Annotated in this window: 25 protein-coding genes; 7 read left to right on the forward strand and 18 right to left on the reverse strand. The window is 68.0% G+C overall.

All coding sequences use genetic code 11. The annotated features are described in order from the left end of the window. The first annotated feature begins 54 nt into the window (after positions 1-54). Positions 55-1,122, forward strand: a complete 1,068-nt coding sequence (locus tag GKO32_RS24110; RefSeq protein WP_154759173.1) for a phosphotriesterase family protein — start codon at positions 55-57, stop codon at positions 1,120-1,122. Here GKO32_RS24110 and GKO32_RS24115 read toward each other — a convergent pair. Genes GKO32_RS24115 through GKO32_RS24145 form a run of 7 tightly spaced genes read right to left on the reverse strand, consistent with a single transcriptional unit; the run spans position 1,115 to position 8,659 of the window. Then, positions 1,115-2,209: an NAD(P)/FAD-dependent oxidoreductase gene (locus tag GKO32_RS24115; RefSeq protein WP_166459708.1), complete on the reverse strand. Its 1,095-nt coding sequence runs from the start codon at positions 2,207-2,209 to the stop codon at positions 1,115-1,117. The two genes, GKO32_RS24110 and GKO32_RS24115, sit on opposite strands and share 8 nt — an antisense overlap. Next, entirely contained in the window at positions 2,206-3,378 is a 1,173-nt protein-coding gene (locus tag GKO32_RS24120) for a M20 family metallopeptidase (RefSeq protein ID WP_154759175.1), read from the reverse strand. The genes GKO32_RS24115 and GKO32_RS24120 overlap by 4 nt, the downstream gene beginning before the upstream one ends. Then, the gene (locus GKO32_RS24125; RefSeq protein WP_376765996.1) at positions 3,375-4,508 is read right to left on the reverse strand and encodes an LLM class flavin-dependent oxidoreductase; all 1,134 of its coding nucleotides are present in this window, start codon (positions 4,506-4,508) and stop codon (positions 3,375-3,377) included. Before GKO32_RS24125 ends, GKO32_RS24120 begins: the two co-directional genes overlap by 4 nt. A gap of 8 nt (positions 4,509-4,516) precedes the next feature. Next, positions 4,517-5,473 (reverse strand): PDR/VanB family oxidoreductase, encoded by a 957-nt coding sequence (locus GKO32_RS24130; RefSeq protein WP_154759177.1) that lies wholly within the window; start codon positions 5,471-5,473, stop codon positions 4,517-4,519. Beyond that, positions 5,470-7,107: a thiamine pyrophosphate-binding protein gene (locus GKO32_RS24135; RefSeq protein ID WP_154759178.1), complete on the reverse strand. Its 1,638-nt coding sequence runs from the start codon at positions 7,105-7,107 to the stop codon at positions 5,470-5,472. Before GKO32_RS24135 ends, GKO32_RS24130 begins: the two co-directional genes overlap by 4 nt. Further along, entirely contained in the window at positions 7,104-7,346 is a 243-nt protein-coding gene (locus tag GKO32_RS24140) for a hypothetical protein (protein ID WP_154759179.1), read from the reverse strand. The genes GKO32_RS24135 and GKO32_RS24140 overlap by 4 nt, the downstream gene beginning before the upstream one ends. After that, the gene (locus tag GKO32_RS24145; RefSeq protein ID WP_154759180.1) at positions 7,343-8,659 is read right to left on the reverse strand and encodes a Rieske 2Fe-2S domain-containing protein; all 1,317 of its coding nucleotides are present in this window, start codon (positions 8,657-8,659) and stop codon (positions 7,343-7,345) included. The genes GKO32_RS24140 and GKO32_RS24145 overlap by 4 nt, the downstream gene beginning before the upstream one ends. A 160-nt stretch (positions 8,660-8,819) precedes the next feature. Between GKO32_RS24145 and GKO32_RS24150 the strand changes: the two genes are divergently transcribed. Further along, positions 8,820-9,866, forward strand: a complete 1,047-nt coding sequence (locus GKO32_RS24150; protein ID WP_154759181.1) for an amidohydrolase family protein — start codon at positions 8,820-8,822, stop codon at positions 9,864-9,866. Positions 9,867-9,897: 31 nt separating this feature from the next. Then, entirely contained in the window at positions 9,898-10,863 is a 966-nt protein-coding gene (locus tag GKO32_RS24155; RefSeq protein ID WP_154759182.1) for a DODA-type extradiol aromatic ring-opening family dioxygenase, read from the forward strand. 59 nt (positions 10,864-10,922) lie between these two features. On the opposite strand, the gene GKO32_RS24160 is transcribed toward GKO32_RS24155, so the two are convergent. Then, complete coding sequence (locus GKO32_RS24160) at positions 10,923-11,627, reverse strand: GntR family transcriptional regulator (protein ID WP_166459709.1); 705 nt, start codon at positions 11,625-11,627, stop codon at positions 10,923-10,925. A 267-nt stretch (positions 11,628-11,894) separates the two neighbouring features. Between GKO32_RS24160 and GKO32_RS24165 the strand changes: the two genes are divergently transcribed. From GKO32_RS24165 to GKO32_RS24180, 4 genes are read left to right on the forward strand one after another with little or no spacing between them, the layout of a single operon-like run. Then, positions 11,895-12,575, forward strand: a complete 681-nt coding sequence (locus GKO32_RS24165; protein WP_154759184.1) for an RraA family protein — start codon at positions 11,895-11,897, stop codon at positions 12,573-12,575. Positions 12,576-12,602: 27 nt separating this feature from the next. Continuing rightward, a complete protein-coding gene (locus GKO32_RS24170; protein ID WP_154759185.1) occupies positions 12,603-13,361 on the forward strand; it encodes an SDR family NAD(P)-dependent oxidoreductase in 759 nt (252 codons plus the stop codon). Next, complete coding sequence (locus GKO32_RS24175) at positions 13,358-14,047, forward strand: carboxymuconolactone decarboxylase family protein (RefSeq protein ID WP_154759186.1); 690 nt, start codon at positions 13,358-13,360, stop codon at positions 14,045-14,047. The genes GKO32_RS24170 and GKO32_RS24175 overlap by 4 nt, the downstream gene beginning before the upstream one ends. A 16-nt stretch (positions 14,048-14,063) precedes the next feature. Beyond that, positions 14,064-14,978, forward strand: a complete 915-nt coding sequence (locus tag GKO32_RS24180) for an alpha/beta hydrolase (RefSeq protein ID WP_154759187.1) — start codon at positions 14,064-14,066, stop codon at positions 14,976-14,978. 62 nt (positions 14,979-15,040) lie between these two features. Here the strand turns inward: GKO32_RS24180 and GKO32_RS24185 are convergent, their stop codons facing one another. Genes GKO32_RS24185 through GKO32_RS24230 form a run of 10 tightly spaced genes read right to left on the reverse strand, consistent with a single transcriptional unit; the run spans position 15,041 to position 22,529 of the window. Further along, on the reverse strand, positions 15,041-15,430 hold the full coding sequence (locus GKO32_RS24185; protein ID WP_154759188.1) for a RidA family protein: 390 nt from the start codon (positions 15,428-15,430) through the stop codon (positions 15,041-15,043). A gap of 11 nt (positions 15,431-15,441) precedes the next feature. Continuing rightward, the gene (locus GKO32_RS24190) at positions 15,442-16,050 is read right to left on the reverse strand and encodes an RraA family protein (protein WP_208024523.1); all 609 of its coding nucleotides are present in this window, start codon (positions 16,048-16,050) and stop codon (positions 15,442-15,444) included. Beyond that, a complete protein-coding gene (locus tag GKO32_RS24195) occupies positions 16,047-16,706 on the reverse strand; it encodes an RraA family protein (protein WP_154759189.1) in 660 nt (219 codons plus the stop codon). Before GKO32_RS24195 ends, GKO32_RS24190 begins: the two co-directional genes overlap by 4 nt. Next, positions 16,703-16,939, reverse strand: a complete 237-nt coding sequence (locus tag GKO32_RS24200) for a lipoyl domain-containing protein (protein ID WP_166459710.1) — start codon at positions 16,937-16,939, stop codon at positions 16,703-16,705. Before GKO32_RS24200 ends, GKO32_RS24195 begins: the two co-directional genes overlap by 4 nt. Positions 16,940-16,941: 2 nt before the next feature. Continuing rightward, positions 16,942-17,919 (reverse strand): alpha-ketoacid dehydrogenase subunit beta, encoded by a 978-nt coding sequence (locus GKO32_RS24205; RefSeq protein ID WP_154759191.1) that lies wholly within the window; start codon positions 17,917-17,919, stop codon positions 16,942-16,944. Then, the gene (locus tag GKO32_RS24210) at positions 17,916-18,926 is read right to left on the reverse strand and encodes a thiamine pyrophosphate-dependent dehydrogenase E1 component subunit alpha (protein ID WP_312868455.1); all 1,011 of its coding nucleotides are present in this window, start codon (positions 18,924-18,926) and stop codon (positions 17,916-17,918) included. The genes GKO32_RS24205 and GKO32_RS24210 overlap by 4 nt, the downstream gene beginning before the upstream one ends. Further along, a complete protein-coding gene (locus tag GKO32_RS24215) occupies positions 18,923-19,327 on the reverse strand; it encodes a MaoC/PaaZ C-terminal domain-containing protein (protein WP_154759192.1) in 405 nt (134 codons plus the stop codon). Before GKO32_RS24215 ends, GKO32_RS24210 begins: the two co-directional genes overlap by 4 nt. Then, the gene (locus GKO32_RS24220; RefSeq protein WP_154759193.1) at positions 19,324-19,827 is read right to left on the reverse strand and encodes an FAS1-like dehydratase domain-containing protein; all 504 of its coding nucleotides are present in this window, start codon (positions 19,825-19,827) and stop codon (positions 19,324-19,326) included. The genes GKO32_RS24215 and GKO32_RS24220 overlap by 4 nt, the downstream gene beginning before the upstream one ends. Further along, positions 19,824-21,371, reverse strand: coding sequence for an AMP-binding protein (locus tag GKO32_RS24225; protein ID WP_312868456.1), 1,548 nt, complete (start codon positions 21,369-21,371; stop codon positions 19,824-19,826). The genes GKO32_RS24220 and GKO32_RS24225 overlap by 4 nt, the downstream gene beginning before the upstream one ends. A 12-nt stretch (positions 21,372-21,383) precedes the next feature. Further along, entirely contained in the window at positions 21,384-22,529 is a 1,146-nt protein-coding gene (locus GKO32_RS24230) for an acyl-CoA dehydrogenase family protein (RefSeq protein ID WP_312868457.1), read from the reverse strand. Between the last annotated feature and the right edge of the window lie 547 nt (positions 22,530-23,076).

A 23,076-nucleotide genomic window follows, 5' to 3' on the forward strand; every position in this document is an offset into this window, starting at 1 on the left:
TAATCACAAAATGAGTCCCGGCAGGTTCGCCGCGAACCTGGGAACGGAGCCGGCATGCACGCGGATCTCGCCGGGAAGGTCATGACCGTCCTCGGTCCGGTCGAGGCCGGCGAACTCGGCGTCACGCTCCCCCACGAACACGTCATCAAGGATTCCGCAGACCGGTTCCCGCCGCCTGCCGAGGCGGGCGAGCGGGCCGCGTTCGAGCAGCCGCTGAACTTGGAAAACCTGCACCGGGTCACCTACGGCAGGTTCGGCGCCGTCCGGGACAACACCCGGCTCGTCGACGAAGACTGCGCCATCGACGAACTGTGGCGGTTCCGCGACGCCGGTGGCGGCGCGGTGGTCGACCAGACGTCGGCCGGCATGAACGGCGACCCGGCGGCCCTGGCACGTATCTCGGCCGCGGCCGGGGTGCACATCATCGCCGGCTGCGGCTACTACCTCGGCCGCTTCCATCCCCCGCGGGTCGCCGCACTGTCCGAAAAGGACTTGACCGCCGAGCTGGTCCGCGACCTGACCGAAGGCATCGGCGGCACCGGTGTGCGGGCCGGTGTCATCGGGGAGATCGGCTGTTCGTGGCCATGGCACCCCGGCGAGGAGAAGGTGGTTCGTGCGGCCGTCGCGGCACAGCGCGAAAGCGGAGTCGGGCTGTCGGTCCATCCCAGTCCCAACCCGGGCAGCCCGGCGCGGATCCTGCGGCTGCTCGAATCGCTGCACGCCCCGCTGGAGCGCATCGTGATCTGTCATATGGACCGCGTCGGTTACCCCTTGCCCACTCGGCTGGACCTGCTGCGGTCCGGGCTGTTCATCGAATACGACACGTTCGGCTACCACGTGCATCCGATTCTCGCCGCCACGCGGGAAGGGGCGCTGCCGTCCATGTTGAACGACGTCGCCCGCGTGCAGCAGATCGTCGAACTCGTCGAACTGGGCTATGAACGGCAAATCCTCGTCTCGCACGACACGGCGTTCAAGCACGCGCTGACGAAATGGGGCGGCCAAGGGTATGCCCATCTGCCCGCGAACGTGACCCCGTACTTCGAAACCTACGGCCTCACTGGGGAACACATCGAGCAGCTCATGGTGCACAATCCCCGGCGGCTGCTGGAAATCAGTTGAACCGGCCCGGTTCGAACGGGCTCAGCCCGCCTGATGTCTCACCGCGAATCGACGCCGCCGCCAGCATCCCGAAGCCGGGCGCGGTCTGGATACCGAACCCGGCAAGGCCCGCCAGCCAGAACATCGCCGGCACCGCAAGGGAAAAGCCCACCACCGGCAGGCCATCGGGAGAAAAGCACTGCAACCCGGCCCACGCGGTGGTCACACTGCGCAGGTCCAGTTCGGTCGCGGCGTTGATGTCCTCGATCGCCCTCGCGATGGCGAGTTCGTCCGGTTTCGGGTCGTGCGCGGGCACGACCGTCCGGTCGATGGGCGAGCACAGGTAACCGGTGCCTTCCGGTTTGACGTAGAACGCGCCCGACGCCGAAGCGACCATCGCGCCGCCCGGCACCGGCGGGCACGCGTGACTGCGGGCGAGAAACGCCGAACGCCGCTGGATACGCAGTGGTACAGACCCATCGCCGAGGGTCGCCGCGATCTCCGCCGCCCATCCCCCGCCGGCGTTGACGACGACATCCGCGCGTACCGTGCGTCCGTCCGCCGCGGCCAGCCGCCAGTCCCCGTGGTGTTCGGCGGAAACCAAGCGCCAGCCCGTCTGCACCTGACCGCCGCGGGTTCGTAATCCCTTCAGATAGCCCGAAATCAGCCCATGCACGTCGATGTCCATGGCGCTCTCGTCGAGCATCGCGACGGCCACCGCCTCGGCACGCAGCAACGGCGCGATCTCCGGAACCTCGGTGCGGTCGACGATTCGGGTGTCCGATGTGGACGCACACACCTCCTGGAACCGGGTCCACGCGTCCACCGCGTGCGCCCGGTCCGCGAACCACAGGACCGGCCGCGGCGTCACCAGTGGTGCGCCGAACGGCGGCTCCTTCAGCAACGGCAGGCCCAACCGGGTCGCCGGCCGGATCCGCGGCGGGCCGTAGCCGAGTGCGAGCGTGCCCGCCGACCGGCCGGTGGCGTGCAGACCGACGCCCGAATCCGCTTCCAGCACCAGGACTTTCCGGTCGGCGGCCAGCTCGTAGGCGACCGCCATGCCGGCGATCCCGCCGCCGACGACCGCGACGTCGACCCGGTCGGTCACCGCGGCCGTCGCAGCCAGGAGTCGTAAACCCGCGCCGCCAGGCCGAGTTCGGTGACCTCGCACCATTCTTCGGCGGCATGCGCTTGCTCGACCGCACCCGGCCCGAATACGACCAGCTGTTCGGCGATATCGCCGTAGACGAACGCGTTCGTGCCCAGCGTCGAGATGTCCGGCGCGTGCCCGGACCATTTCGCGATCGACGTGCACAGCGGCGAGTCCGGCGGCCGGTACACCGCGCGCCAGCCCAGCGACTGCTCCACCGTCACCGGCATCGAAACCCTGGGTAGCAGCCGGTTTGTCAGCTCCTTGGCCACTTCGCCGGGCTCCTCGCCGGGAACGAGGCGACGGCCGGCGTACACCGTGCAGGTGTCCGGAATGATGTTTCGACTATGGCCACCGTCGATCATCGTCACCGCGACCGAACCCTTGCCGACCTCGGTCGTGGCCGGGCCCGCCTGCAAACGATCGTGTTCGGCCTCCAGCAAGGCCACCAGCCGCGCCGCTCCGTAGATCGCGTTCGACGCCTGTTCCGGACGCGACGAGTGACCCGCCTTGCCGTGCACGGTGAAATGCAGGCCGAGACCGCCCTTGTGCCCGAAAACCGGCGCGCACGACGTCGGTTCGGACACCAGAAGCTCAGCCAGCACAACACCTTTCGCCGTCAGCCAGTCCCGGAAGGCGCACGCGCCGAGCAGGCCGGCGGCTTCCTCGCCGACGGTGCCGACCACGAGGAGATTCGCTGTCGGCCGGACACCGTCGGCCTGAAACCGTTCGAGCACGGCGAGCATCGAGGCCAGCGCACCCTTGGTGTCCACCGCGCCGCGGCCCCACACCCGGCCGTCGCGAAGTTCCCCGCTGAACGGGTCCCCGGTCATGTGCTCGACCGCGACGGTGTCCAGGTGGGTGTCCTGCGCGATCCAGGCGTCCGTGCTGCCCTCGAAAAAGGCGTACACGTTCGGCCGCCCCGGTTCCGGGGTGTCGGCGACCTCGACCCAGCTCGCACCGAGGTCTTCCAGCCACCCGCCGAGCGCAGCCGACAACGCGGCCTCACCCGGTTCGCCCGAACGCGGGCCGGCGTTCGTCGGGTTGACACTCGGGATGCGGATCAGCCTGGCGAGCCACGCCGCCGCGGCGTCCGCCAGCTCGTCCGTCCTCTTTGGACCAGTCATGCGACGCTGGACAGCTTGTCCGCACGGGAAAGCAGACCCCGGCTCTCGAGTTCCGGCATGACGCCCTCGGCGAACCAGTAGGCCTCCTCGATATGCGGATAACCGCCCAGCACGAATTCCTCGATGCCCACGCTCCGGTATTCCTGCATCCGGTCCGCCACTTCGGTGTAGCTGCCGACCAGCGCCGTGCCCGCGCCACCACGCACGAGGCTGACCCCGGCCCACAGGTTCGGGGCGACGACGAGCTTGTCACGCGATCCGCCGGTCAGGTCGAGCAGCCGGCGCTGCCCCTCCGAGCCGCGGCCGCGCAACGTCGCCTGTGCTTTGGCGATCACGTCGTCACTCAGCCCGTCGAGCAGCGATTCCGCCTGGCGCCAAGCGGAATCGGCGTCCGGCCGGGCGATGACGTGCATGCGGATGCCGAAGCGCAGCGTCCGGCCCTCTTCGGCGGCGAGGGCGCGGAGGCGGTCGATCTTCTCCTTGACCGCCTCGACGGGCTCGCCCCAGGTGAGATAGACGTCCACATATTTCGCGGCCACGCGGGCAGCCTGGTCCGATGACCCTCCGAAGTAGACGGTCGGCGGCGGGTCGGGCAGATACCTGGTTGCGGCCTTCTCGACGGTGAAGAACTCGCCCTGGAAATCGAACGGGGTACCGGACCAGGCGCCGCGCATGACCGCGAGGAATTCCCCGGTCTGCCGGTATCGCTGATCCTTGTCGTACCAGTCGCCGTAGCGATGTGCCTCCGCGTCCGGGGAACCGGTGACGACGTTGAGCAGCAGCCGCCCGCCCGAGACGCGCTGATAGGTCGCGGCCATCTGCGCGGCGAGGACGGGCGAAAGCTGGCTCGGCCGGAACGCGACCATGTACTTGAGCCTGCTGGTCCCGGAAAGCAGAGCGGCGGTGGCCACCCAGGCGTCCTCGCATTGGGAACCCGTCGGCGTCAGCACGCTCTCGTAGCCGAGGCCGTCCACCACGCGCGCCACCGACGACAGGTACTCCAGCGTCGGCGCGCGGAACGACCCGGCACGCGTGCCGGCACGGTTGGCTTGGCTGGCGCCGTCATCGAGCAGTCGCCGCGCGTCCCCGCCGGTCGGCAGGAACCAGTGGATCTTGAGCATCGTCCTCATCCTCCTCGTCACAGATCGAGTTCCAGAACCGCCGTGCGGGCACGGGAAACGCAGATCATCATGGTGTCGTTCGTCGCCTGTTCGGCCGGGCTCAGCACGGAGTCGCGATGGTCCACGACGCCGCCGCACACCCGGGTCTCACACGAGCCGCAGATACCTTCGCGACAGGCGTTCGGCACGGACAGGCCCGCGGTTTCGACCGCGTCGAGGATCGACTCGCCCCGAGCGACCCGCAGTTCCGTGCCGGTGCGCGCGAGCCGGACAGTGAACGAACCATCCACTTCGGACGACTCGACCACCTTCGGGGCGAAGCGTTCCACGTGCAGGGTCAACTCGGGCCGGGCACGCACCACCTCTTCGACGGCGCGCAGCAACCCTTCGGGACCACAACAGTAGACGGCCGTGCCCGGCGCGTAGCTCGCCACGATCTCGGTGAGCGGCGGCCTGCCGTGCACGTCTTCGGCGAACATCCGTACCGCGGCACCGTATCCGGCCAGTTCGTCCACAAAGGCCATCGAGGCGCGGCGGCGACCGCCGTAGGTCAGACTCCACCGCGCTCCCGCCGCCCGCACCGCCGCGATCATCGGCAGGATCGGCGTGATCCCGATCCCGCCCGCGATGAACCCGTAGTCCGCCGCCTCGGTCAGCTCGAAGTTGTTGCGCGGCGAGCCGACGCTCAGCTTGTCGCCGGGCCGCAGTGTGGTGCTGATGAAGCGGGAACCGCCGCGGCTGTCCGGTTCGTTGAGCACCCCCAGCCGCCAGCGGCGCCGGTCCTGGGGATCGCCGGACAGCGAGTACTGGCGCACCAAGCCGTTGGGCAGTGCGACGTCCACATGGGAACCCGGCTCCCATGACGGAAGCTCACCACCGTCCAGCGGTACCAATTCGAGCGAGTAGACGTCCTCGGCTTCGAGGCGAAGCTGTTTGACCACGACGTCGGTCGTCTGTCCTATCTCGACGGTCATGGCAGGCTCACCGCGCCGTCGACGATCAGCTCGAGCAGCAGCGGCCCCGCGTACCCCCCGTGCTCGCGCATCGCTTCGGTGACCTCGGTGCGTGCTCCAGCACGCACCGCACGCACTCCCAAACCCCTTGCCACGTCGACGAAATCGATCGCCGGGTCAGCCAGATCGGCGCCGATGAACCGGCGGCCGGGCGCGGGTTCGCCGAGATAGGCCAGCGTGTTGAGCTTGAGCATCCGGTAGCCGCGGTTGTTGAGCACGACCCAGCGGACCGGGATGTCGTGGTGTGCGGCCGTCCACAGTGCCGTGATCGTGTACATCGCCGACCCGTCACCGACGAACGCGAACACCGGCCGGTCCGGTCTGGCCAGGCTCAGTCCGAGCGGGATCGACATGCCCGCCCCGAGCCCGCCGCCGCGCGATCGGAACCAGGAATGTGGGCGGGGTGGGAAAAAACGGCTGAGTTCCGGCGCGGCCGAGACCGCTTCGTCCACAATGACCGCGTCGCCGGGGATCCAGGGCGCCAGTGCGCCCAGCGCATCGGTCACCGTCATCGGCCCGGCGTGCTCGCTCACCCGCGGCGGCTCCGGATCCGGTGTGGCGTCGACGATCCGGGCGCGGCGGGCCGCGAAGTCCGCGGCGCGGGGATGCACCGACAGCCGGGCCGCGAGTTCGGTGGCGGTCGCGGCCGGATCGGCGAGGATGGTCAGTCCCGGCTGGTTCTTGCCCAGTTCCCACGCGTCGAGGCCGATCTGCACGACCCGCACGTCCAGCGGCAGCGGGGTGGCCGGACCGGGAAACGCCTGCTTGAACAACTCGCTGCCCAACGCGAGCACGCAGTCATGCGGCGCAAACCGTTTCACCAGCGCGTCCGGGTCGAACAGCGGAACCCCGCCCGCGTCCAGGGGATGCCCGGCCGGGACGGCGGCCTCGGTGACGTAACCGCTGTAGATCGGGGCGCCGAGGGCATCGGCCACGCCGGCGACGGCTTCGGCGTCGCCCGCACCGTCACCGACCACCAGCGCCGGACTCGTCGCGGCGGCGAGCACATTTACCGTTTCCCGCAACACTTCCTCCGACGGCAACTGTGCAGAGTGGACGTAACCGACCGGGGCGACCCCGGCGTCGGTCGGGCTGTCCATCACGTCCGCGGGCAGCACGAGCACCACCGGCCCGCATGGTTCGCCGGCCGCGACGGTGAACGCACGGCGGATCACCTGCGGAATTTCGTCTGCCGTAAGGACTTCGTGAGTCCACTTGGTCACCGGCGCGGCCATCCGGGCGATGGGCCCGCTCAGCGCCGGTTCGGTGAACCGGCCGGTGACCGGCATATCACCGACGAGCACCACCATCGGCGTGTGGCCGAGGTTCGCGTTGGACAGCATGCCCATGGCGTTGCCGAGGCCGGGCGCGGTGTGCAGCAACGCGACCGACGGCGTGCGGCTCGCCCTGGCGTCGCCTTCGGCCGCCCCGATCGCGACGCCCTCGTGCAGCGCGAGAATCAGGGTCAGCGGATAGTCCTGCAGCACATCGATGAACGCCTGCTCGGTGGTACCGGGATTGCCGTAGATCCGCGTCACGCCGGCCGCGACCAGCTGTTCCGCCAGCGCGTGGCGCCCGGTCCGGCCCGGCGTCATCTCGCCCGCTCCAGGCGCAGTCCCAGCACCGTCAGCGGCCGTCCCGCGGCGAGCTCGGCCCGCTTGGCGTCCGAAATCCTCTGGTACAACCCCGAATCGACCACCAGCACGTCCGGGATCCAGCCGTGTTCGACCGCGTCGGCCAGCAACGTCCGGGTCTCGTCGACGAGCGTCGCGATCGAATCCTCATGGCCCGGCTCCGCCACGTAGTGCAGCGTGCCGGTGCCGGCAGTGGTCACGACGACTCCGTGATCCGGCCGACCGACTGCCATGCCTGCGACAACGGGATCGTCCGTTCCTCACCACGAATCGACGCGTACGGGATCGGATTCCGCAGCCCGATCGGGGCGGCACCGGCCTCGAACTCGCGCAGCGACTGCATCAGCAGGCGGCGCATCCGGATCACCGCCATATCGCTGGTGGCCAGATGTTCCTTGCTGCGGTCGAAAATCGGGCCCATGCTCTCCTGCACCGCCTGGTCCTCGGTGACGGTGCCGCGGATCCCGGAGAACCGGTCGCGTTTCATCTCCTCGCGGTCCTGCTTCCACAGGTTCGACTTGTTGGCCAGCTTGTAGAAGTTCTCGTCGAGGTCGACGCCGGGGACGAGACCGGCGGCGTTCTTGTGCACCCGCGCGGTTTCCTCGTCATACGGCGCTTCCAGGTTGGCGCGCACGTGGTAGAACGCCGTCGTGTAGTCGTCCATCGGGACGTGGATGATCAGCTGACTCCACCCGGCGGGCGACGGGATGGCCGCGTGCACGGGCGCCACGAAATGGGTCACCCGGACGTTCTTGAATTCGTCCTCTTTGAACAGTGGCTTTCGGATGGCCGCGTAGGAGAACCCGAAATCGGTGTCCTCGATCTGGAGTTTCGGCCGTCCGTCGGCCCACGGCCGCACGATCTGCCCGGTCTCGTCGAATCCGTCGGTCGGGTCGAGTCCCTGCTCGGCGGCCCACCGCGCGTAGTTGCGGTCGCGCTCGATCCGGGACGCGCTGTCGTGCAGGTAGGTCTGGTGCGCGGAGTCGATCGCGCCTTCGAGGCACTGCACCCAGTTGCACTCGGCGACGGCCTTGCCGACGAGGATGTGCTCGTCGGGCAGGCTCGTCCAGTCCCACGCGGGAAATTCGGGCTCGAGCTCGGCCGGCCCGAGGTAGACCCAGACGAGCGCGCCGGCCTCGCGCACCGGGTAGGCCACCTGCCGGATCCGCTCCAGGTAGCGGGTGTCCTCCGGCTCGGCCGGCATGTCGAGAATCCGGCCGTCGGGCGCGATCTTCCAGCCATGGTAAAGGCATTGCAGCGCGCAGTCGGCGTTTTTGGCCAGCACGAGGGAAGCACCGCGATGCGGGCAGGCCGCGGCCAGCACGCCGACCACGCCGTCGTCACCACGGAATGCCACCAGATCCTCACCGAGCAGCCGGACCGCGCGCGGCGCGCCGCCGGCCACGAGCTCCGCGCTGCTGAGCGCGGGCAGCCAGTAACGGCGGAGCATCTTGCCCATCGGGGTCTGCGGCCCAACTCGGGTCAACCGTTCGTTTTCCTCGACCGTCAACACGATGTGACCCCTTCGTCATCCGGGATGGCACGGCAGAACGCGCGGGACGGCACTCCTGCCGTCGCGAACGCGCGGTGCCCAATCGCACCGTCCCAAGTATTTCATCAAATGTCAAGATGGCCACCGCGGGTGTTGCGCCGCACGGCACGCCCTCACTACGATGGATTTGATTAAACATCACGTCTGCCGTCGCCCCTACTACGCCGAGGAAACCGCTGTGATCATCGACATCCACGGACACGTATCGATCCCGCCGGAAGTACTGGCGTACAAGGCACAACTGTCTGCCAGCCTCGGCAATCCCGACGTCGGCCCGCCGAAGGTTTCCGATGACCGGCTGCGCGAGTTCGGACAAAAGCACCTGAACCTGCTCGACAACGTCGGCACCGATCTGCAGATCATTTCACCGCGCCCGTTCCACGCCTGGCATTCGCAGCGACCGCACAAGGTGGTCGTCGACTGGACGCGGCACGTGAACGACATCATCGCGCGCACCTGCGCCCTTTTCCCGGACCGGTACCTCGGCATGGGCGGACTCCCCCAGGCCACCGGCGAATCGCTCGACACGGCGCTGGCCGAACTCGACCGGTGCGTGGACGAATACGGCTTCGCCGGGTTTCTGCTCAATCCCGACCCGAGCGAAGGCGGCGCTCCCGTCCCACCCGGCCTCGGCGACCCGTACTGGTACCCGCTGTACGAGAAACTCTGCGAGCGGGACCTTCCCGTGCTCGTGCACTCCGCGTCCTGTTCGGCCCCTCGCGAGTCGTACACCCTGCACTTCATCAACGAGGAGAGCATCGCGATCGTGTCGCTGCTCGAATCGCCCGTCTTCACCGACTTCCCCGATTTGAAGATCATCATGGGGCACGGCGGCGGCGCGATACCTTATCAGATCGCGCGGTTCGAGTCCTGGCGCGTGAAGAACAAGAACCCCGAGACGTTCCGGGACTCGATGCGCCGCCTGTGGTACGACACCTGCGTCTACAACGCCGAAGGTCTGGACCTGTTGTTCAAGATCGTCGGCACCGACCGGTGCATGTTCGGCACCGAACTGCCCGGCACCGGCACCGAGGTCGATCCGGTCAGCGGGCGGGTCTTCGACGATCTCAAGCCGGTGATAGAAAATCAGATTCCCTGGCTGTCCGACGACGACCGGGCCGCGGTGCTCGAAAACAACGCCCGCTCCCTGTTCAAACTCCCGGTCTGACCGGTTACCCCCACGAAAGGATCGACCCAGTATGGCGACGTCCATCGGCGGCCTGGCCACCTCACACAGCCCGCAACTGAACACCGAGCCGCCGGTGTGGCGGCAGCGTGCGGAATGGGACCGGAACAATCCGGTATTCGACTTTTCGGTGCTGCGCAACCGTTCCGACCTGCCGGAGGACATCGAAGCGCAGCTCACCGACGAGGCGCTGCAGCGCAACTACGACGCGTGCCAGGCCGCGATCCGCGAGCTCGGTGCCGCCTATGCCGAGCTGGCCCCGGACGTCGTGGTGATCATCGGTGATGATCAGCACGAGATGTTCACCGGCGACGTCATTCCCGCCATCGCGATCTACTGCGACGACACGATCGACGACATTCCCCGGCCGCTGGAGTCGCTGCACGTGTCGCAGGTGGCCGGGGAATGGGCATATCACGGCACCGAACGCGTGACCCGGCCGACGCACGGGGCGCTCGGGCGCCATCTCGTCGGGTCGCTGACCAAGGCGGGATTCGATATCACACAGATCAGGACCCAGCCGCCGGAACGCACCATCGGCCACGCTTACACGTTCGTCCAGCGTCGGATCATGGGTGAGCGCGTCGTGCCGATCGTGCCGGTCATGGTGAACACCGACCACGTGCTCAGCGCACCGAAACCGCGGCGGTGCTGGGAACTGGGCAAGGCGATCCGGGCCGCCATCGACAGTTTCGAGTCCGATGAGCGGGTGCTCATCATCGGCTCGGGCGGGCTGTCACATTTCAAACTCGACGAGGCACTGGACCGCACGGTGGTCGACGCCCTGCTGAACCAGGACGTCGACGCCCTCGACAAGCTGCCTGAGGACGAACTCATACTGGGCACCAGCGAAATCCGCAACTGGATCATCGCGGCGGCCGCGCTCACCGACTTCTCCATGTCGATGATCGACTACGTCGCCGCGTACCGCTCCGAAGCGGGCACCGGCTGTGGCATGGGTTTCGCCTGCTGGAACTGAGCGGCACAAAAAAAGGGGGCGTGGCCAAACCGGCCACGCCCCGCTTCCTCACGCCTGGTTCAGCCCGCCACGCGTCCGCCGCGGCGGCGGCCGGACTGCCGGGGCGGGGAAGCACTCTTGCGCGCCGCGCCGTTGGACTCCGCCTTGCCTTCGGCGAACGCGACGGCCGCCTCGCCGGACCGCAGGATGTGCTCCTCCATCAGCTCGCCCGCCGTCTTCGCGTCACCGCGGCGCAGCGCGGCGATGATCTCCTTGTGCCCGGTCGAGCGTTGCTTCGACCAGCCCGGGATATCCGGGCTGACCCGCCGGGTCACGAACGGCGACATCTCCCGCAGGAAGCGCAGCAGCAACGGCGATCCGCCCGCCCGGCCGATCCGCCGGTGGATCTCGTGGTTGAGGTCACCGGCCCGCACGACGTCGTTCGCCGTGGTGGCCGCGCGCATTTCGACGTCGAGGGCCTCCAGCTCGTCGAGCTCGGCCGGCGTCAGCCGTTCCGCGGCGCGTTCGGCCAGGCGGCGGCTCATGAACGCGGACAACGCGTAGGCGTCCCCGATGTCCTTGGGCGACACGTCGGCAACGCGGAACCCCCGGTGGGCCTGGCCGACGACCAGCCCCTGCCGCTCCAGTGTCGCGAGCGCCTCGCGCACCGGGGTCGTGCTGACCCCGAGCCGCTCGGCGAGCGCGACCAGGCGCAGCGCCTCACCGCCGGCGAACTCACCCGCGATGATCTCGTCACGTAGCCGACTCGCGATCTGGTCACTCATCTTGACCGCGCGAATCGGACCTGCCGTCTCCGAAATGTCCGAGCCTCCGATTTCCTCCGCCGCCGCCGGCCAACCGGTCTCCGGATCGGGTCGCGCGGCACAGTACCCCGTGGTGCGCCTATACCGTAGCATGTAATTTACCCTTGATGTTTGACAAAAGATCAGAACTACGGTCGAATGGGGCAACGTCGTCGAACGTGCCTCCGCGGCCGGCCTGACGCCCTCTCCGCGCGCGTTCCGTCTCCTCCTACTGAATGGACGGGCCCCATGCCATCCGGTCCCCTCGAAACGGCCGCACCCGGCAGCCTCCCGGACCGTCTACTGTGTCTGGACACCTGCGCGCTTTCCGACGCCATGGACAGCTTCGGCATCTCCGGCGCGATCACCGGGGTGCTGCCTGTGGGGCCCGCGCGCCGCATCGCCGGGCAGGCGCGGACGGTGGCTCTGGAAGCCGATCGCGGCGTGCCGTCGACACGGCATCTCGGCACGGCGGCGATCGAGGATTCAGCGGCGGGAGACGTGATCGTGGTCGCCCACCGCAGCCGTGACGACGCCGCGGGCTGGGGCGGGCTGCTGGCCAAGGCGGCGCTCGCGAAGGGCGTGTCGGCGGTCGTCGTGGACGGCGTGTGCCGGGATGTCGACGACTACTTCGAGCACGACCTGCCCGTGTGGGCACGCGGCGCGACCCCGGTCAGCGCGCGCGGCCGGGTCGTCGAAGCCTCCACCGGGGAACCGGTGCGGCTCGGCGGGATCACCGTCTCCCCCGGCGACTGGATCGTCGCCGACCGCTCGGGCGTCGTCGCGATCCCGGCCGGCGACGTCGAACGGGTCACGGCGAAAGCCGAGGCCTTGGCGCGGCGCGAAGCCCTGATGACAGCGGACATCCGCGCCGGACGGCCGGTCACCGAGGTACTCGGGCACGACTACGAAACCATGCTGCGGTCCTGAGCGACCGCCGGAGCAGGAGAGGCGAAAATGGGACGGCTGAAAGAAAAACGGGCCATCATCACCGGCGCGGCGAGTGGGATCGGCAAGGGCACGGTCGAGCAGTTCCTGATCGAGGGCGCCAACGTCGCCGCGATCGACCTCAACGCGGAAGGGCTGGCCGTCTGGGACTCCGAAGCCGCCGCCGGGCAGCCGGTGCGCACCTACGCGGTCGACGTGTCCCGGCGCGCGGACGTGGAAACCCGGCTCGGCAAGGCCATCGAAGATCTGGGCGGCTGCGACATCCTGGTGAATGCCGCCGGTATCACGCTTTCCGGTGACCCGCTCGAGGTCGCCGAGGAGGATTTCGACCGGGTCATGGACGTCAACGTCAAAGGCTCCTTCCTGTGCGCGCAGGTCGCCGGCAGGCAGATGAAGGCCCAGGGCGGCGGCTCGATCGTCAACATCTCTTCCGTCGCCGCCGAACTCGCCAACGCCCACCACGTGGCGTACACGACGAGCAAAGGCGCGGTACGCCAGCTGACGAAGGCACTCGCGGTCGGGCTTGCCCCCTACAACATCCGCGTCAACGCCGTCGGCCCCGGCCCGATCCTGACCGGCATGGGGCAGAACGAGATCTACGAGCGCGACGACGAGCACACCCAGCGGCTGCTCGGCCGGGTGCTGCGCGGCCGGGTCGGCAAACCGTACGACGTCGCGATGGCCGTCGTGTACCTCGCCAGCGACGAATCCGACTTCATCAACGGGACGACCCTGTACGCCGACGGTGGCGTGCTGGCAGCGCGATGAGCACCGAAGCCGTCCTGGCCCGCCGCGATCCCGCGCTGCTGGCGGCTTATCGCGCGCTCACGCGGGAACCGGCCGAGCCCGCGCTGAGCGCCGTCGTCCGGTCGTTCGTGCGGATCGCGGCCTACGGCACGCTGGGCGGGATCGACGAGACCCGCCTGCACAAGGAAATCGCGACCGCGCTCGAACTCGGCGCGACGGAACAGCAAATCGTGGACGTGCTCGAAATCGTGAGCATTTCCGGAATTCACACGGCCGCCATGGCAACCCCGATCATGCTGGAGCTCGCGCGGGAACTCGGGCTGCCGTTGCCGGGCGCCGAAGCACCGGAAGCGGCGGAGGTACGCGAAGAATTCATCAGCCGCCGCGGGTACTGGAGCCCGTTGTGGGAGGCGATCGCGGCCTTCGATCCGGGATTCCTCAAGGCATATCTGGACTATTCGAGTATCCCGGTGGAGCGCGCGACGGTGGACGCGCCGACCAGGGAGCTGATCTTCGTCGTCATCAACAGCGTGACGACCCACCTCAACCCCGGCGGCGTGGGAATCCACATCCGCAACGCGCTCAACCTCGGCGTGACCCCGGGCCAGCTCATGGAGGTCTTCCGGGTGCTGGCCCCGATCGGGATCGCCTCGTGCTTCGCGGGATTCGCCGCCCTCGACGCCGCCACATCCGTACCGAGCCAGTGAGGAGCACCTGGAGCTCATGTCCGTTCAGACCGTGTACTTCAACAGTGAGGGCGATCAGCTCGAGGCCGATCTGTACCTGCCGGACGACCTGCCCGAAGGCACCCGGCCGCCGGTGGTCGTGCTGGCCGGAGGATGGTGCTACGTCAAGGAACTCGTGCAGCCGATCTACGCGAAAGCCTTCGCTGCGGCCGGAATCGCCGCACTCGTGTTCGACTACCGCGGCCTCGGTGGCAGCGAGGGTGTCCCCCGCCAGCACCTGGACCCGGAGCGGCAGCAGGAGGACTACCGCAACGCGATCAGCTACCTCGGCACCCGCGCCGATGTCGACGCGAGCCGGCTGGGTATCTGGGGCATTTCCTACAGCGGTGGGCATGTGCTGATCCTCGGGGCGACCGATCCGAGGGTGAAATGCGTGGTGTCGATCGTGCCGGTGGTGGACGGGCTCACCACGCTGAAACAGGCGCACGGCACGCTCGGCTACCGGCGTTTGGTGCAGACCATTGCGGAGGCCAGGGAGAAGTTGTGGAGCACGGGCGAGCATTCCTTCATCCCGCACGCGTCCACGAACCCCGAGCGTGACATCGTCACGTGGCCCTTTCCCGCCAGTCAGCCGCTTTTCGCGATGCTCAAGGAAACCCAGGGGCCGCGGTATGAGAACCGGGCGACCGTGGCGTCGACGGAGATGTTGTTGCGGTACAGCGTTTACCCGCATGTGGAGCGCATCATCGACACCCCGACGATGATGGTCGTGGCCGAGGGCGACGACCACACCATGTGGGACCTGGAAATCGAGGCGTTCCACCAGATCCGAACCCCGAAGAAGCAGCTCGAAGTGGTGCCGGCGAAGGGACACCACGGTCTCTACCGGGACAAGGACAAGATCGGCGAAGTCGCGGGCGAGTGCGCGAAGTGGTTCAGCCGCTGGCTGTGACGCTGGGCCACGGAGGAAGGGCCTGCCGCTTCGCTGGGCGGCAGGCCCTTCCTGTGTTAGTCCTATTCGGACAGTACGGCCGTCACGAGTGCGCTGCACACGCTGTTGCCGCCGAGTTGGCGGAACTGAGTGTTGCGAGCCGGGCGATCATGTTCGTCCGGGAACATTTCCACCCACCGTTCGTTGACGAGCGCCCGGTACCGCGAACCCGTCAACGTCAGCACAACCTGGCCGATGTCGTCGACCGAACCACCGGCCGTCTCCATGACGGACCGGATGTTGTCGAACATGCACGCCACCTGCGCGGCCGGGTCGTCGGGGATCGCGTGCGTCGCACGGTCCATCCCGTTGATCCCGCTCGTGAGCACGATGTTGCCGATCCGCACGGCCAGCGGGAAAGGCTGCGTGCCGTGGTCCACCCCAGGGACCTCGATGATCTGCCGGCGTGGCATGGGAAGTCCTTTCAGAAACCGTAGATGTCGACCGAGCGCTCCCCCGCCGTGAGCCGGCGCATGATGGTCGCTTCCTTGTCCTCGCGGCGCACCCCGTCGTCGAGCACGGCCGCCGCCTGGCTCGCGGCGATCACCACCACGCCGTCGATATCGCCGACGACGAGATCACCCGCCGACACTTTCACCGTGCCGATCGTCACCGGTTCCCCCAGTATCCCGCCGGCACGGTCCTTGCCTGTGCCCAAAATGGACAGACCACGCGAGAAGACAGGGAAACCCTGTTCCCGCAACCGTGTCGCGTCCCGTGCACCGCCGTCCAGCACGATGCCCGCCAGCCCGGCCACCATCGCCGCGTGGCTGAGGATTTCGCCCCAGTAGCCCCATTCCGGGTCATGCCCGTGCAATCCGGTCGCGACCACCAGCACCGATCCGCGTGGCGCCGCATACAGCGCGTCGTGAATGAAGACGTTGTTCCCCGGCGGCGTGAACACCGGGAAGGCGGGACCGGCGAGCGTCCACGTGTCAGCCACCGGCTTGATCGCGTGCGGCAACGCCCCCACCCGGCCCGCCGCCTCGTGGAGCGTCGCACTACCCAGGCGGGCGGCGAGCTCGGCGCTCACGAATCCGCCCGGGTCTGCAAATGGTGGTAGCCGAACTTGATCCTGGCGGCCATGAGCTTCGACCCGGCACGCACGGCGGAGCGGATCTCGTCCTCGCGGGCGACGATTTCCGTTGCCACGTCGAAGACTTCGGTCGCGCGCGCGGCCGGGACCACGACCACGCCGTCCGCGTCGCCCACCACCAGGTCGCCGGGCTCGACCCGCACCCCGCCGATGCTGACCGGGCCGTCGATCTCCTGTGCCTGCACCCGGTCCTTGCCCGTGCGCATGTACGCGCCACGCGAGAACACCGGATAGTTCTGTTCCCGGCATAGCGCGGTGTCGCGGCACACCCCATCGATGACGGTGCCCGCCAACCGGTTGCGCACCGCGTAGTCGGTCAGGATGTCGCCCCACACCGTGCAGTCGAGCCGCCCGCTGTTGTCGAGCACCGCGACCGTGGTTTCGTCGTAGTCGTCGATGAAATCCCCCACGGTGCCCTTGACCACGCCACACGGCACATAGCGCACCGTGCGCGCGAAGCCGGCGAGGGTGAATGCCGGTGACAGGGGCGCGATGCCGAAACAGGAACCGTTGATGCCGAGCCGATCCATCGCGTCGCTCAGTGCCGATGCCCCGAGGGCCAGGTATTCGGCCGGTGCCGCCAAGTCGCTCATGCCGGGGTAATCCTCGCTATCACGTCACCGGGCACGACCGTCGCGCCCTGCTCACTCATGATTTCGGACAGCACACCGGCGGCCGGGCTCGGAATTTCGTTGACCGCCTTGTCCGTCTCGATTTCGACCAGCGGGTCGCCTTCGTTCACCGTGTCACCGACCGACACGATCCACTGGCCGATATCGGCCTCGTCCATCGTCAGTCCCAGTTTGGGAACGATCACATCGATCATGGTCAACCTCGCACCAGTGATAGGGCCGCTGTTTCGATATCGGCGGGCTGCGGGTAGTACGCCTGCTCCAGGTGACTCGGGAACGGCGCCGGGGCGAACGGCGGCGTGAGCCGGACGACCGGCGCGCGCAGTGCGCCGAACCCGGGACCGGCGGCCAGCGCGGCGATCTCCGCACCAGGGCCGTAAGTGCTCACCGCGTCGTGGACGATCAGCAGCCGGCCGGTGCGCCGCAACGAGTCCATAATGGACTTCTCGTCCAATGGGTTCAGCGAACGCGGGTCGACCACCTCGGCCGAAATTCCTTGCGCCGCAAGCTTTTCGGCGGCTTCGAGGCTACGGCTGAGGGCCCAGCTCCAGGCGACGATGGTCACATCATTGCCTGGCCGCACGATGCGGGCTTCGCCGATCGGGGCGACGACATCGCCGTCGGGCACCTCACCGCGTTTCGTCCACAAGCGGGAACTGTCGAGCACGATCACCGGGTCCGGCGATCGGATCGCGCCCTTGAGCAACGCCTTGGCCTCCGCCGGGTCACCGGGCGCCACGACCCGCAACCCGGGCACATGCCCCAGCCAGCTTTCCACGCTCTGGCTGTGCTGTGGCCCCGAACCGCGTCCGGCGCCGCAGAACACCCGCACCACCATGGGCACCGACAACGCGCCGCCGGACATGTAGCGGACCTTGGCCGCCTGATTCACCAGCTGGTCCATGGCCAGGGTGATGAAGTCGAAATACATTATCTCCGCGATCGGGCGCAGCCCGGTCATCGCCGCACCGACGGCCGCGCCCACGATCCCGGCCTCGCTGATCGGCGTGTCCCGCACCCGGGAAGCGCCGAATTCCTCCCGCAGGCCACGGGTCGCGCCGAACGGGCCGCCGGGTTTCGCGACGTCCTCACCGAAGATGACGACGCGCTCATCCCTGGCGAGCTCCTCGCGCAGCGCGTCATTGACAGCCTGCCAATACTTCCGGACCGTCATGACAAACCGCCGTACACATCGGTGGTGAGGCTCGAGGCGGGGGCCGGCACCTGAGCCGCCGCCCACTCGGCCGCCGCGTTCATCTCCGCCGTCGCATCGGCGCGCACCGCGTCGAGCGTTTCGTCGTCAAAACCCAGCGCTCGCAACCGTTCCGCCGCGCGAAGCAGCGGATCGCGCTCCGCCCATGCGGCGCGTTCTTCCTTCGTCCGGTAGCTCTGCGCGTCACCGACGTAGTGCCCGTCGTGCCGGTACGTCACATATTCGAGCAAGCTGGGCCCGTGCCCCGCCCGTGCCCGTTCGACGGCCTCGCGAGCCGCGCCGACGACCTCGACCACGTCGTTGCCGTCGACTGTTCGCGCCGGAATACCGAAGGGAGCGGCCAGTTTCGCGACGCTGTCGGCGGCCAGCACATCCGCGACCGGGCTCAGCTCGGCGTAACCGTTGTTCTCGCATACGAACACGACCGGCAGGCGCCACAATGCCGCCAGGTTGAGCGATTCGTGCAGGCTGCCTTCACCCGTCGCGCCCTCACCGAAGAACGTGACCGAGACCTGCGTGGTCCCGCGCACCTGTGCCGACAGCGCGGCGCCGACCGCCATCGGGATCCCGCCGCCCACGATCCCGTTCGCGCCGAGGAGCCCGGTGGCCGGATCGGCGATGTGCATGGAACCGGATCTGCCTTTGCAGTAACCGTTTCCGGCGCCGAACAGCTCCGCCATCATCCGGTCCGGGGCCGCGCCCTTCGCGAGGCAGTGACCGTGCCCGCGGTGGGTCGACGTCACATGATCGGTCCCGGCCAGCAGATGGCACACCCCCGCGGCCACGGCCTCCTGGCCGGACGACAGGTGCAGGGTGCCGGAAAGCTTGCCAGTGGCCAGCTGCCGGGCGCCACACAGTTCGAACTCCCGGATCCGGGTCATCGTGGTGAACAGCGCCAGCAGCGCGTCGCGATCCTTCGCGACCGGATCGGCCGCCGCGGCGGGCTCGGTGAGAACGGGATGAGTCACGGGTGCGCTCCTTCCGGGAGTTGGACCTCGGCCGTCCCGGTGACGCAACACGTCCCGCGCGAGTCGAGCTCCCGCAACTCGACCCGGGCGAGCCGGACACCGTCGCTTTCGCGGATGCCGAGCAGGTTCAGCCGGATCACCAGGGATTCGCCCGCCACCACGGGGGCGGTGTTGCGCCACGTCAGCTCACGCAGCCGTGCGCCGGGACCGGCCCACGCCAGCACTGCCTGCCCGAAGTAGGCACCGTGCAGATGTGCTTGCACGACAACGCCGGGCAGGCCTTCCGCCTGAGCGTGCGGCTGGTCGTAGTGGATACGGTGGGCGTTCCAGGTGACCGCGCTGAACCGGAACAGGTCGATTTCGGTGGGCCGCCGCCGCAGATCGTAGCTCGGCGCGGTCATCGGACGATCCGTGATTCGTGGCAGACGACTGCGATTTCCCCCGCCGCCGTACGGTATTCGCGTGACACCTCGACGACGAGCATCTCCCCGCTGCGCCCATCACGGCGCCGCACGTCGAGCACTTCGAACGTGGCCGACAGCGGCATGTCGACGAGGACGTCGGCCTTGAACTCCAGCCGCTGGCCGCCACCGAGCACCCGCAGCCCCGGCTCGTCCGGGCGCCCGACGTCGGAAGTCGTTGTGCCATCGGCCTGTAACCGATCGCCCGGGGTGCCAGGACCCCATTCCCGCATCGAACTCAGATACAACGGTGGCACGGGAATACCGGAATAGCCTGCCGCTGACGCCGCTTCGGCGGAGAAGTAGAGCGGGTTGTCGTCGGCGCTCGCCATTGCGAAACGCTGTGCCGACACGGCATCCACCGGGCCGAGCGCCAGCTCGACCGGGTGGCCGATCTGGCCGGCGATGGTTTCCTGTGCCGTGGAAAGGGAATCGGTCATCGGCCGGCCGATTCCAGTCGTTGCCCGGCTTCCGCCCGCAACGCCTTCTTCTCGATCTTTCCGATCGAGGTTTTCGGCAGGCTGGCGGGAAGTTCCACCCGGCTGGGCAGTTTGAAGGACGCGAGCCGCGAAGAACAGAATTCCAGTATTTCCCCGGCGGTGAGCACTTCCCCGTCACGGGCGACGACATAGGCGACGATCGCCTCGTCCCGCACCTCGTCCGGGACGCCGATCACCGCCGCCTCGGCCACTCCTGGGTGTTCCAGCAGAACAGCCTCGATCTCACTGGCCGACACATTTTCTCCCGACCGTTTGATCATGTCCTTCTTGCGATCGACGAAGTAGACATAGCCCTTTTCGTCGACGTAGCCGGAATCCCCGGTGTACAACCAGCCGTCCCGCAAAGCGGCTCTTGTCGCCGCTTCGTCTTTGAAATAGCCCTTCATGATCGAGCGGCCGGGAACGCCTCTCACGGTGATCTCGCCGATTTCGCCGGTACTTGCTTCGTTGCCGTCCGCGCCGACGATCCGGACTTCACGATCGATGAGCGGCAGTCCGACCGACGGCCAGCCGTCGTTACCGAAGATCGGCGCGATCGTGACGGCGGTCATCGCCTCGCTCAGGCCGTAGCCGTTGAGCAGCTTCATCCCGAATCGCCGCTCGAATTCGCGATATTCCGCGTCGAGCACGTTGATCGCATAGAACACATGCCGGACGTGGTGCGCCCGGTCGGCCGGGGAAACGGGCTGGCGTAACAACGTCCGCACCTGGGTGCCGACCAGGCTCGTCACTGTCGCCGCGTGCTCGGCCAGCTTGTGCAGGTACTGACTGGCGCGATAGGACTCCAGCAACACGAACCGCGCGCCCACCGAAAGGGCCGGCAGGATCGTCGAGGACTGCGCGTTGACGTGGAACGCGGGCAACGCGGACAGGCAGCAGTCATCCGGGGTGAGATACAGGCTTTTGGCCACCTGCTCGCCGGAGCGCAGGCAGTTGGCATGGGTCAGGAGCACGCCTTTCGGCGCGGCCGTGGTGCCCGATGTGAAGATCATCTCGACCACATCGGTGTCCTGGACGGATGCGCCGGAGAACTCGTCACCCTCCAGCAGAGCGGGGAACGTCGTCCCGGTGACGAACACTTTGTCGTCGGCGAGGCCGGGCACGGCTTGCCGTATCGCAGCCTGGTGATCCGGCCGCGTGACGGCGGCGACGACCTCCGCTTTCGTTGCGGCGTAAGCGATTTCCCGGACCGTCAGCAACGGGTTGGAGGGGACCATCACCGCACCGCATCGGGCGAGCGCGAACCACGACAGCACGAGCTCCACGCAGTTGGGCAGGTGCACGAGCACCGCGTCACCCTTGCCGATACCCGCGCGCGAGAAACCACCGGCCAGGCGGCGGGTCGTGCTCGCGAGCTCGGCGTAGGTCAGCTCCACGCGTTCACCCGACAACGCTTCGATGGTGCACGCCGTCCGCTGCCCGTCCGACGCTTCCCGTTCGTCGAGCAGATCGTTGAGCGTGCGGCTCCCCACGACGTCGACCACCCGTTCTCCTCCCTAGTCGCGCGCGGCCGAGCCGAGCAGGTTGCGCGCGATCATCCAGCGCATGATTTCCGAGGTGCCGTGCCCGATCCGCCACAACCGCACCTGCCGGTAGAAACTCTGGACCGGCAGTTCCTTCGTGTAGCCGAGACCGCCGAAGATCTGCAGGCACCGGTCGGTGACTCGTTGTGCCATCTCGGTGGCATACAGCTTGGCCTGGAAGGCTTCCTGGGCTGCGTTCTTGCCGAGGTCGGCGGTCCAGGCGGCCTTGTAGACCAGCCAGCGGGCCGCTTCGAGCTCGACCTGGGAGTCGGCCAGCATCCACTGGATCGCCTGCCGGGTCGCGATCGGTTTGCCCCACGTGGTGCGGCGTTTGGCCCAGTCGACGGCGAGATCGATGCAGCGGCGCGCGATGCCGAGCTGATAGGAGGCGATCTTGATCCGGCCGTGGGTGAGCTGGTCACCGCCGAGCGACCAGCCCGCGCCGACCGCGCCGATCCGTGCGGAGTCCGGTACCCGGCAGCCGGTGAAGACCAGCTCGTACGGTTCCCACGCGTCGCCCATCGTCGGGATGGCACGGGAAACCTGGAAACCCTCGGTGCCTTTGTCGACGAGGAAACAGGTCGTGCCGGTGCTACCGTCCGAATCCTGCGCATCGGCGTACAAAATGACGAAATCGGCTTCGTCGGCGCGGGAAATGAAGATCTTGGCGCCGTTGATGATCCAGTCATCACCGTCGCGCATCGCCCTGGTCCGCATCCGGGCCAGATCGGAGCCGGTGTCGGCTTCGGTGAACGCATAACATTGGCGGCGCTCCCCGGCGATGACCGGCAGGAGGTACCGTTCTTTTTGCTCGTCGGTACCCTCGAACAGGACCGGTTCCGGGTTGCCGCCGAAGAGATACATCGACGGATGCTTGAACATTTCCTCGGCCACAAGGCAAATCCCGAGCAGGCCGACGCCCTGGCCGCCGTATTCGACGGGGACCTCCAGCGCCCAGAGCCCAGCCTTGCGGGCCGCCTCGTCGAGCCGTTCGCGCATGGCCGGGGTCAAGTGGCCACGGACCAGGAACTCGCCCTCGAGCGGATCGAGCTCACGACGGCGGAAGTCGTGCACGACCTCGACGAGGCTGCGATATTCCGCAGGGATTTCGAAGTCCACTGGGGACGGTCCTCTCCTCGTGGAAGTCGCTTCGGCGTCACTGAACGGACGGGCGGCCTTCCGGTCTTTCGACAACTCACTCAAACAGCTTTTTAATCCAAAGTCAAGATATATGATTAAATATCTAGCCTGTGGATGGTGGGTTGCGGGTGGATGCGTTGATGGCTGGTGGGGTTCGTGGACAGGCGGGTTAAGTCGGTGGGCGCGATGGGTTGATGGGGCGATGGGTTGGTGGGGAGAGCGGATGGTTCTTGGGCTGGTGACTGAACCGGATGGTTTTGAGGTTGGCCGCGGGGACGGCCCAACGCGGACAGCGGCGGAGCCGGATGGCTCAGGGAGCGTCGCGGGCCGCGACTCTCGCCGCCGGGAGCCGGCGATTCAGGGCGGTACGGAGCCGGCTTGGCTCCAGGGACAGGACTGCGGCTGAGCCGGATGCGCCCGCGCGGACCCGGATGCGCCCGCGCGGACCGACGCCGCAACCAGATCACCCAACGCCGACCGAGACCACAGCGGACCGATGGCCGAGCAGGATGGCTGAGGTACCGGC

This window comes from Amycolatopsis pithecellobii, assembly GCF_009707865.1.
GTDB lineage: Bacteria > Actinomycetota > Actinomycetes > Mycobacteriales > Pseudonocardiaceae > Amycolatopsis_E > Amycolatopsis_E pithecellobii.

Coding starts and splice junctions, on each gene's coding strand:
- GKO32_RS24200 (WP_166459710.1), bottom strand. CDS start 16,939: ATGATCGATGTGATCGTTCCCAAACTGGGACTGACGATGGACGAGGCC.
- GKO32_RS24155 (WP_154759182.1), top strand. CDS start 9,898: ATGGCGACGTCCATCGGCGGCCTGGCCACCTCACACAGCCCGCAACTG.
- GKO32_RS24180 (WP_154759187.1), top strand. CDS start 14,064: ATGTCCGTTCAGACCGTGTACTTCAACAGTGAGGGCGATCAGCTCGAG.
- GKO32_RS24185 (WP_154759188.1), bottom strand. CDS start 15,430: ATGCCACGCCGGCAGATCATCGAGGTCCCTGGGGTGGACCACGGCACG.
- GKO32_RS24130 (WP_154759177.1), bottom strand. CDS start 5,473: ATGACCGTCGAGATAGGACAGACGACCGACGTCGTGGTCAAACAGCTT.
- GKO32_RS24150 (WP_154759181.1), top strand. CDS start 8,820: ATGGATTTGATTAAACATCACGTCTGCCGTCGCCCCTACTACGCCGAG.
- GKO32_RS24165 (WP_154759184.1), top strand. CDS start 11,895: ATGCCATCCGGTCCCCTCGAAACGGCCGCACCCGGCAGCCTCCCGGAC.
- GKO32_RS24135 (WP_154759178.1), bottom strand. CDS start 7,107: ATGACGCCGGGCCGGACCGGGCGCCACGCGCTGGCGGAACAGCTGGTC.
- GKO32_RS24120 (WP_154759175.1), bottom strand. CDS start 3,378: ATGACTGGTCCAAAGAGGACGGACGAGCTGGCGGACGCCGCGGCGGCG.
- GKO32_RS24170 (WP_154759185.1), top strand. CDS start 12,603: ATGGGACGGCTGAAAGAAAAACGGGCCATCATCACCGGCGCGGCGAGT.
- GKO32_RS24175 (WP_154759186.1), top strand. CDS start 13,358: ATGAGCACCGAAGCCGTCCTGGCCCGCCGCGATCCCGCGCTGCTGGCG.
- GKO32_RS24125 (WP_376765996.1), bottom strand. CDS start 4,508: ATGAGGACGATGCTCAAGATCCACTGGTTCCTGCCGACCGGCGGGGAC.
- GKO32_RS24160 (WP_166459709.1), bottom strand. CDS start 11,627: ATGAGTGACCAGATCGCGAGTCGGCTACGTGACGAGATCATCGCGGGT.
- GKO32_RS24195 (WP_154759189.1), bottom strand. CDS start 16,706: ATGAGCGACTTGGCGGCACCGGCCGAATACCTGGCCCTCGGGGCATCG.
- GKO32_RS24215 (WP_154759192.1), bottom strand. CDS start 19,327: ATGACCGCGCCGAGCTACGATCTGCGGCGGCGGCCCACCGAAATCGAC.
- GKO32_RS24220 (WP_154759193.1), bottom strand. CDS start 19,827: ATGACCGATTCCCTTTCCACGGCACAGGAAACCATCGCCGGCCAGATC.
- GKO32_RS24110 (WP_154759173.1), top strand. CDS start 55: ATGCACGCGGATCTCGCCGGGAAGGTCATGACCGTCCTCGGTCCGGTC.
- GKO32_RS24205 (WP_154759191.1), bottom strand. CDS start 17,919: ATGACGGTCCGGAAGTATTGGCAGGCTGTCAATGACGCGCTGCGCGAG.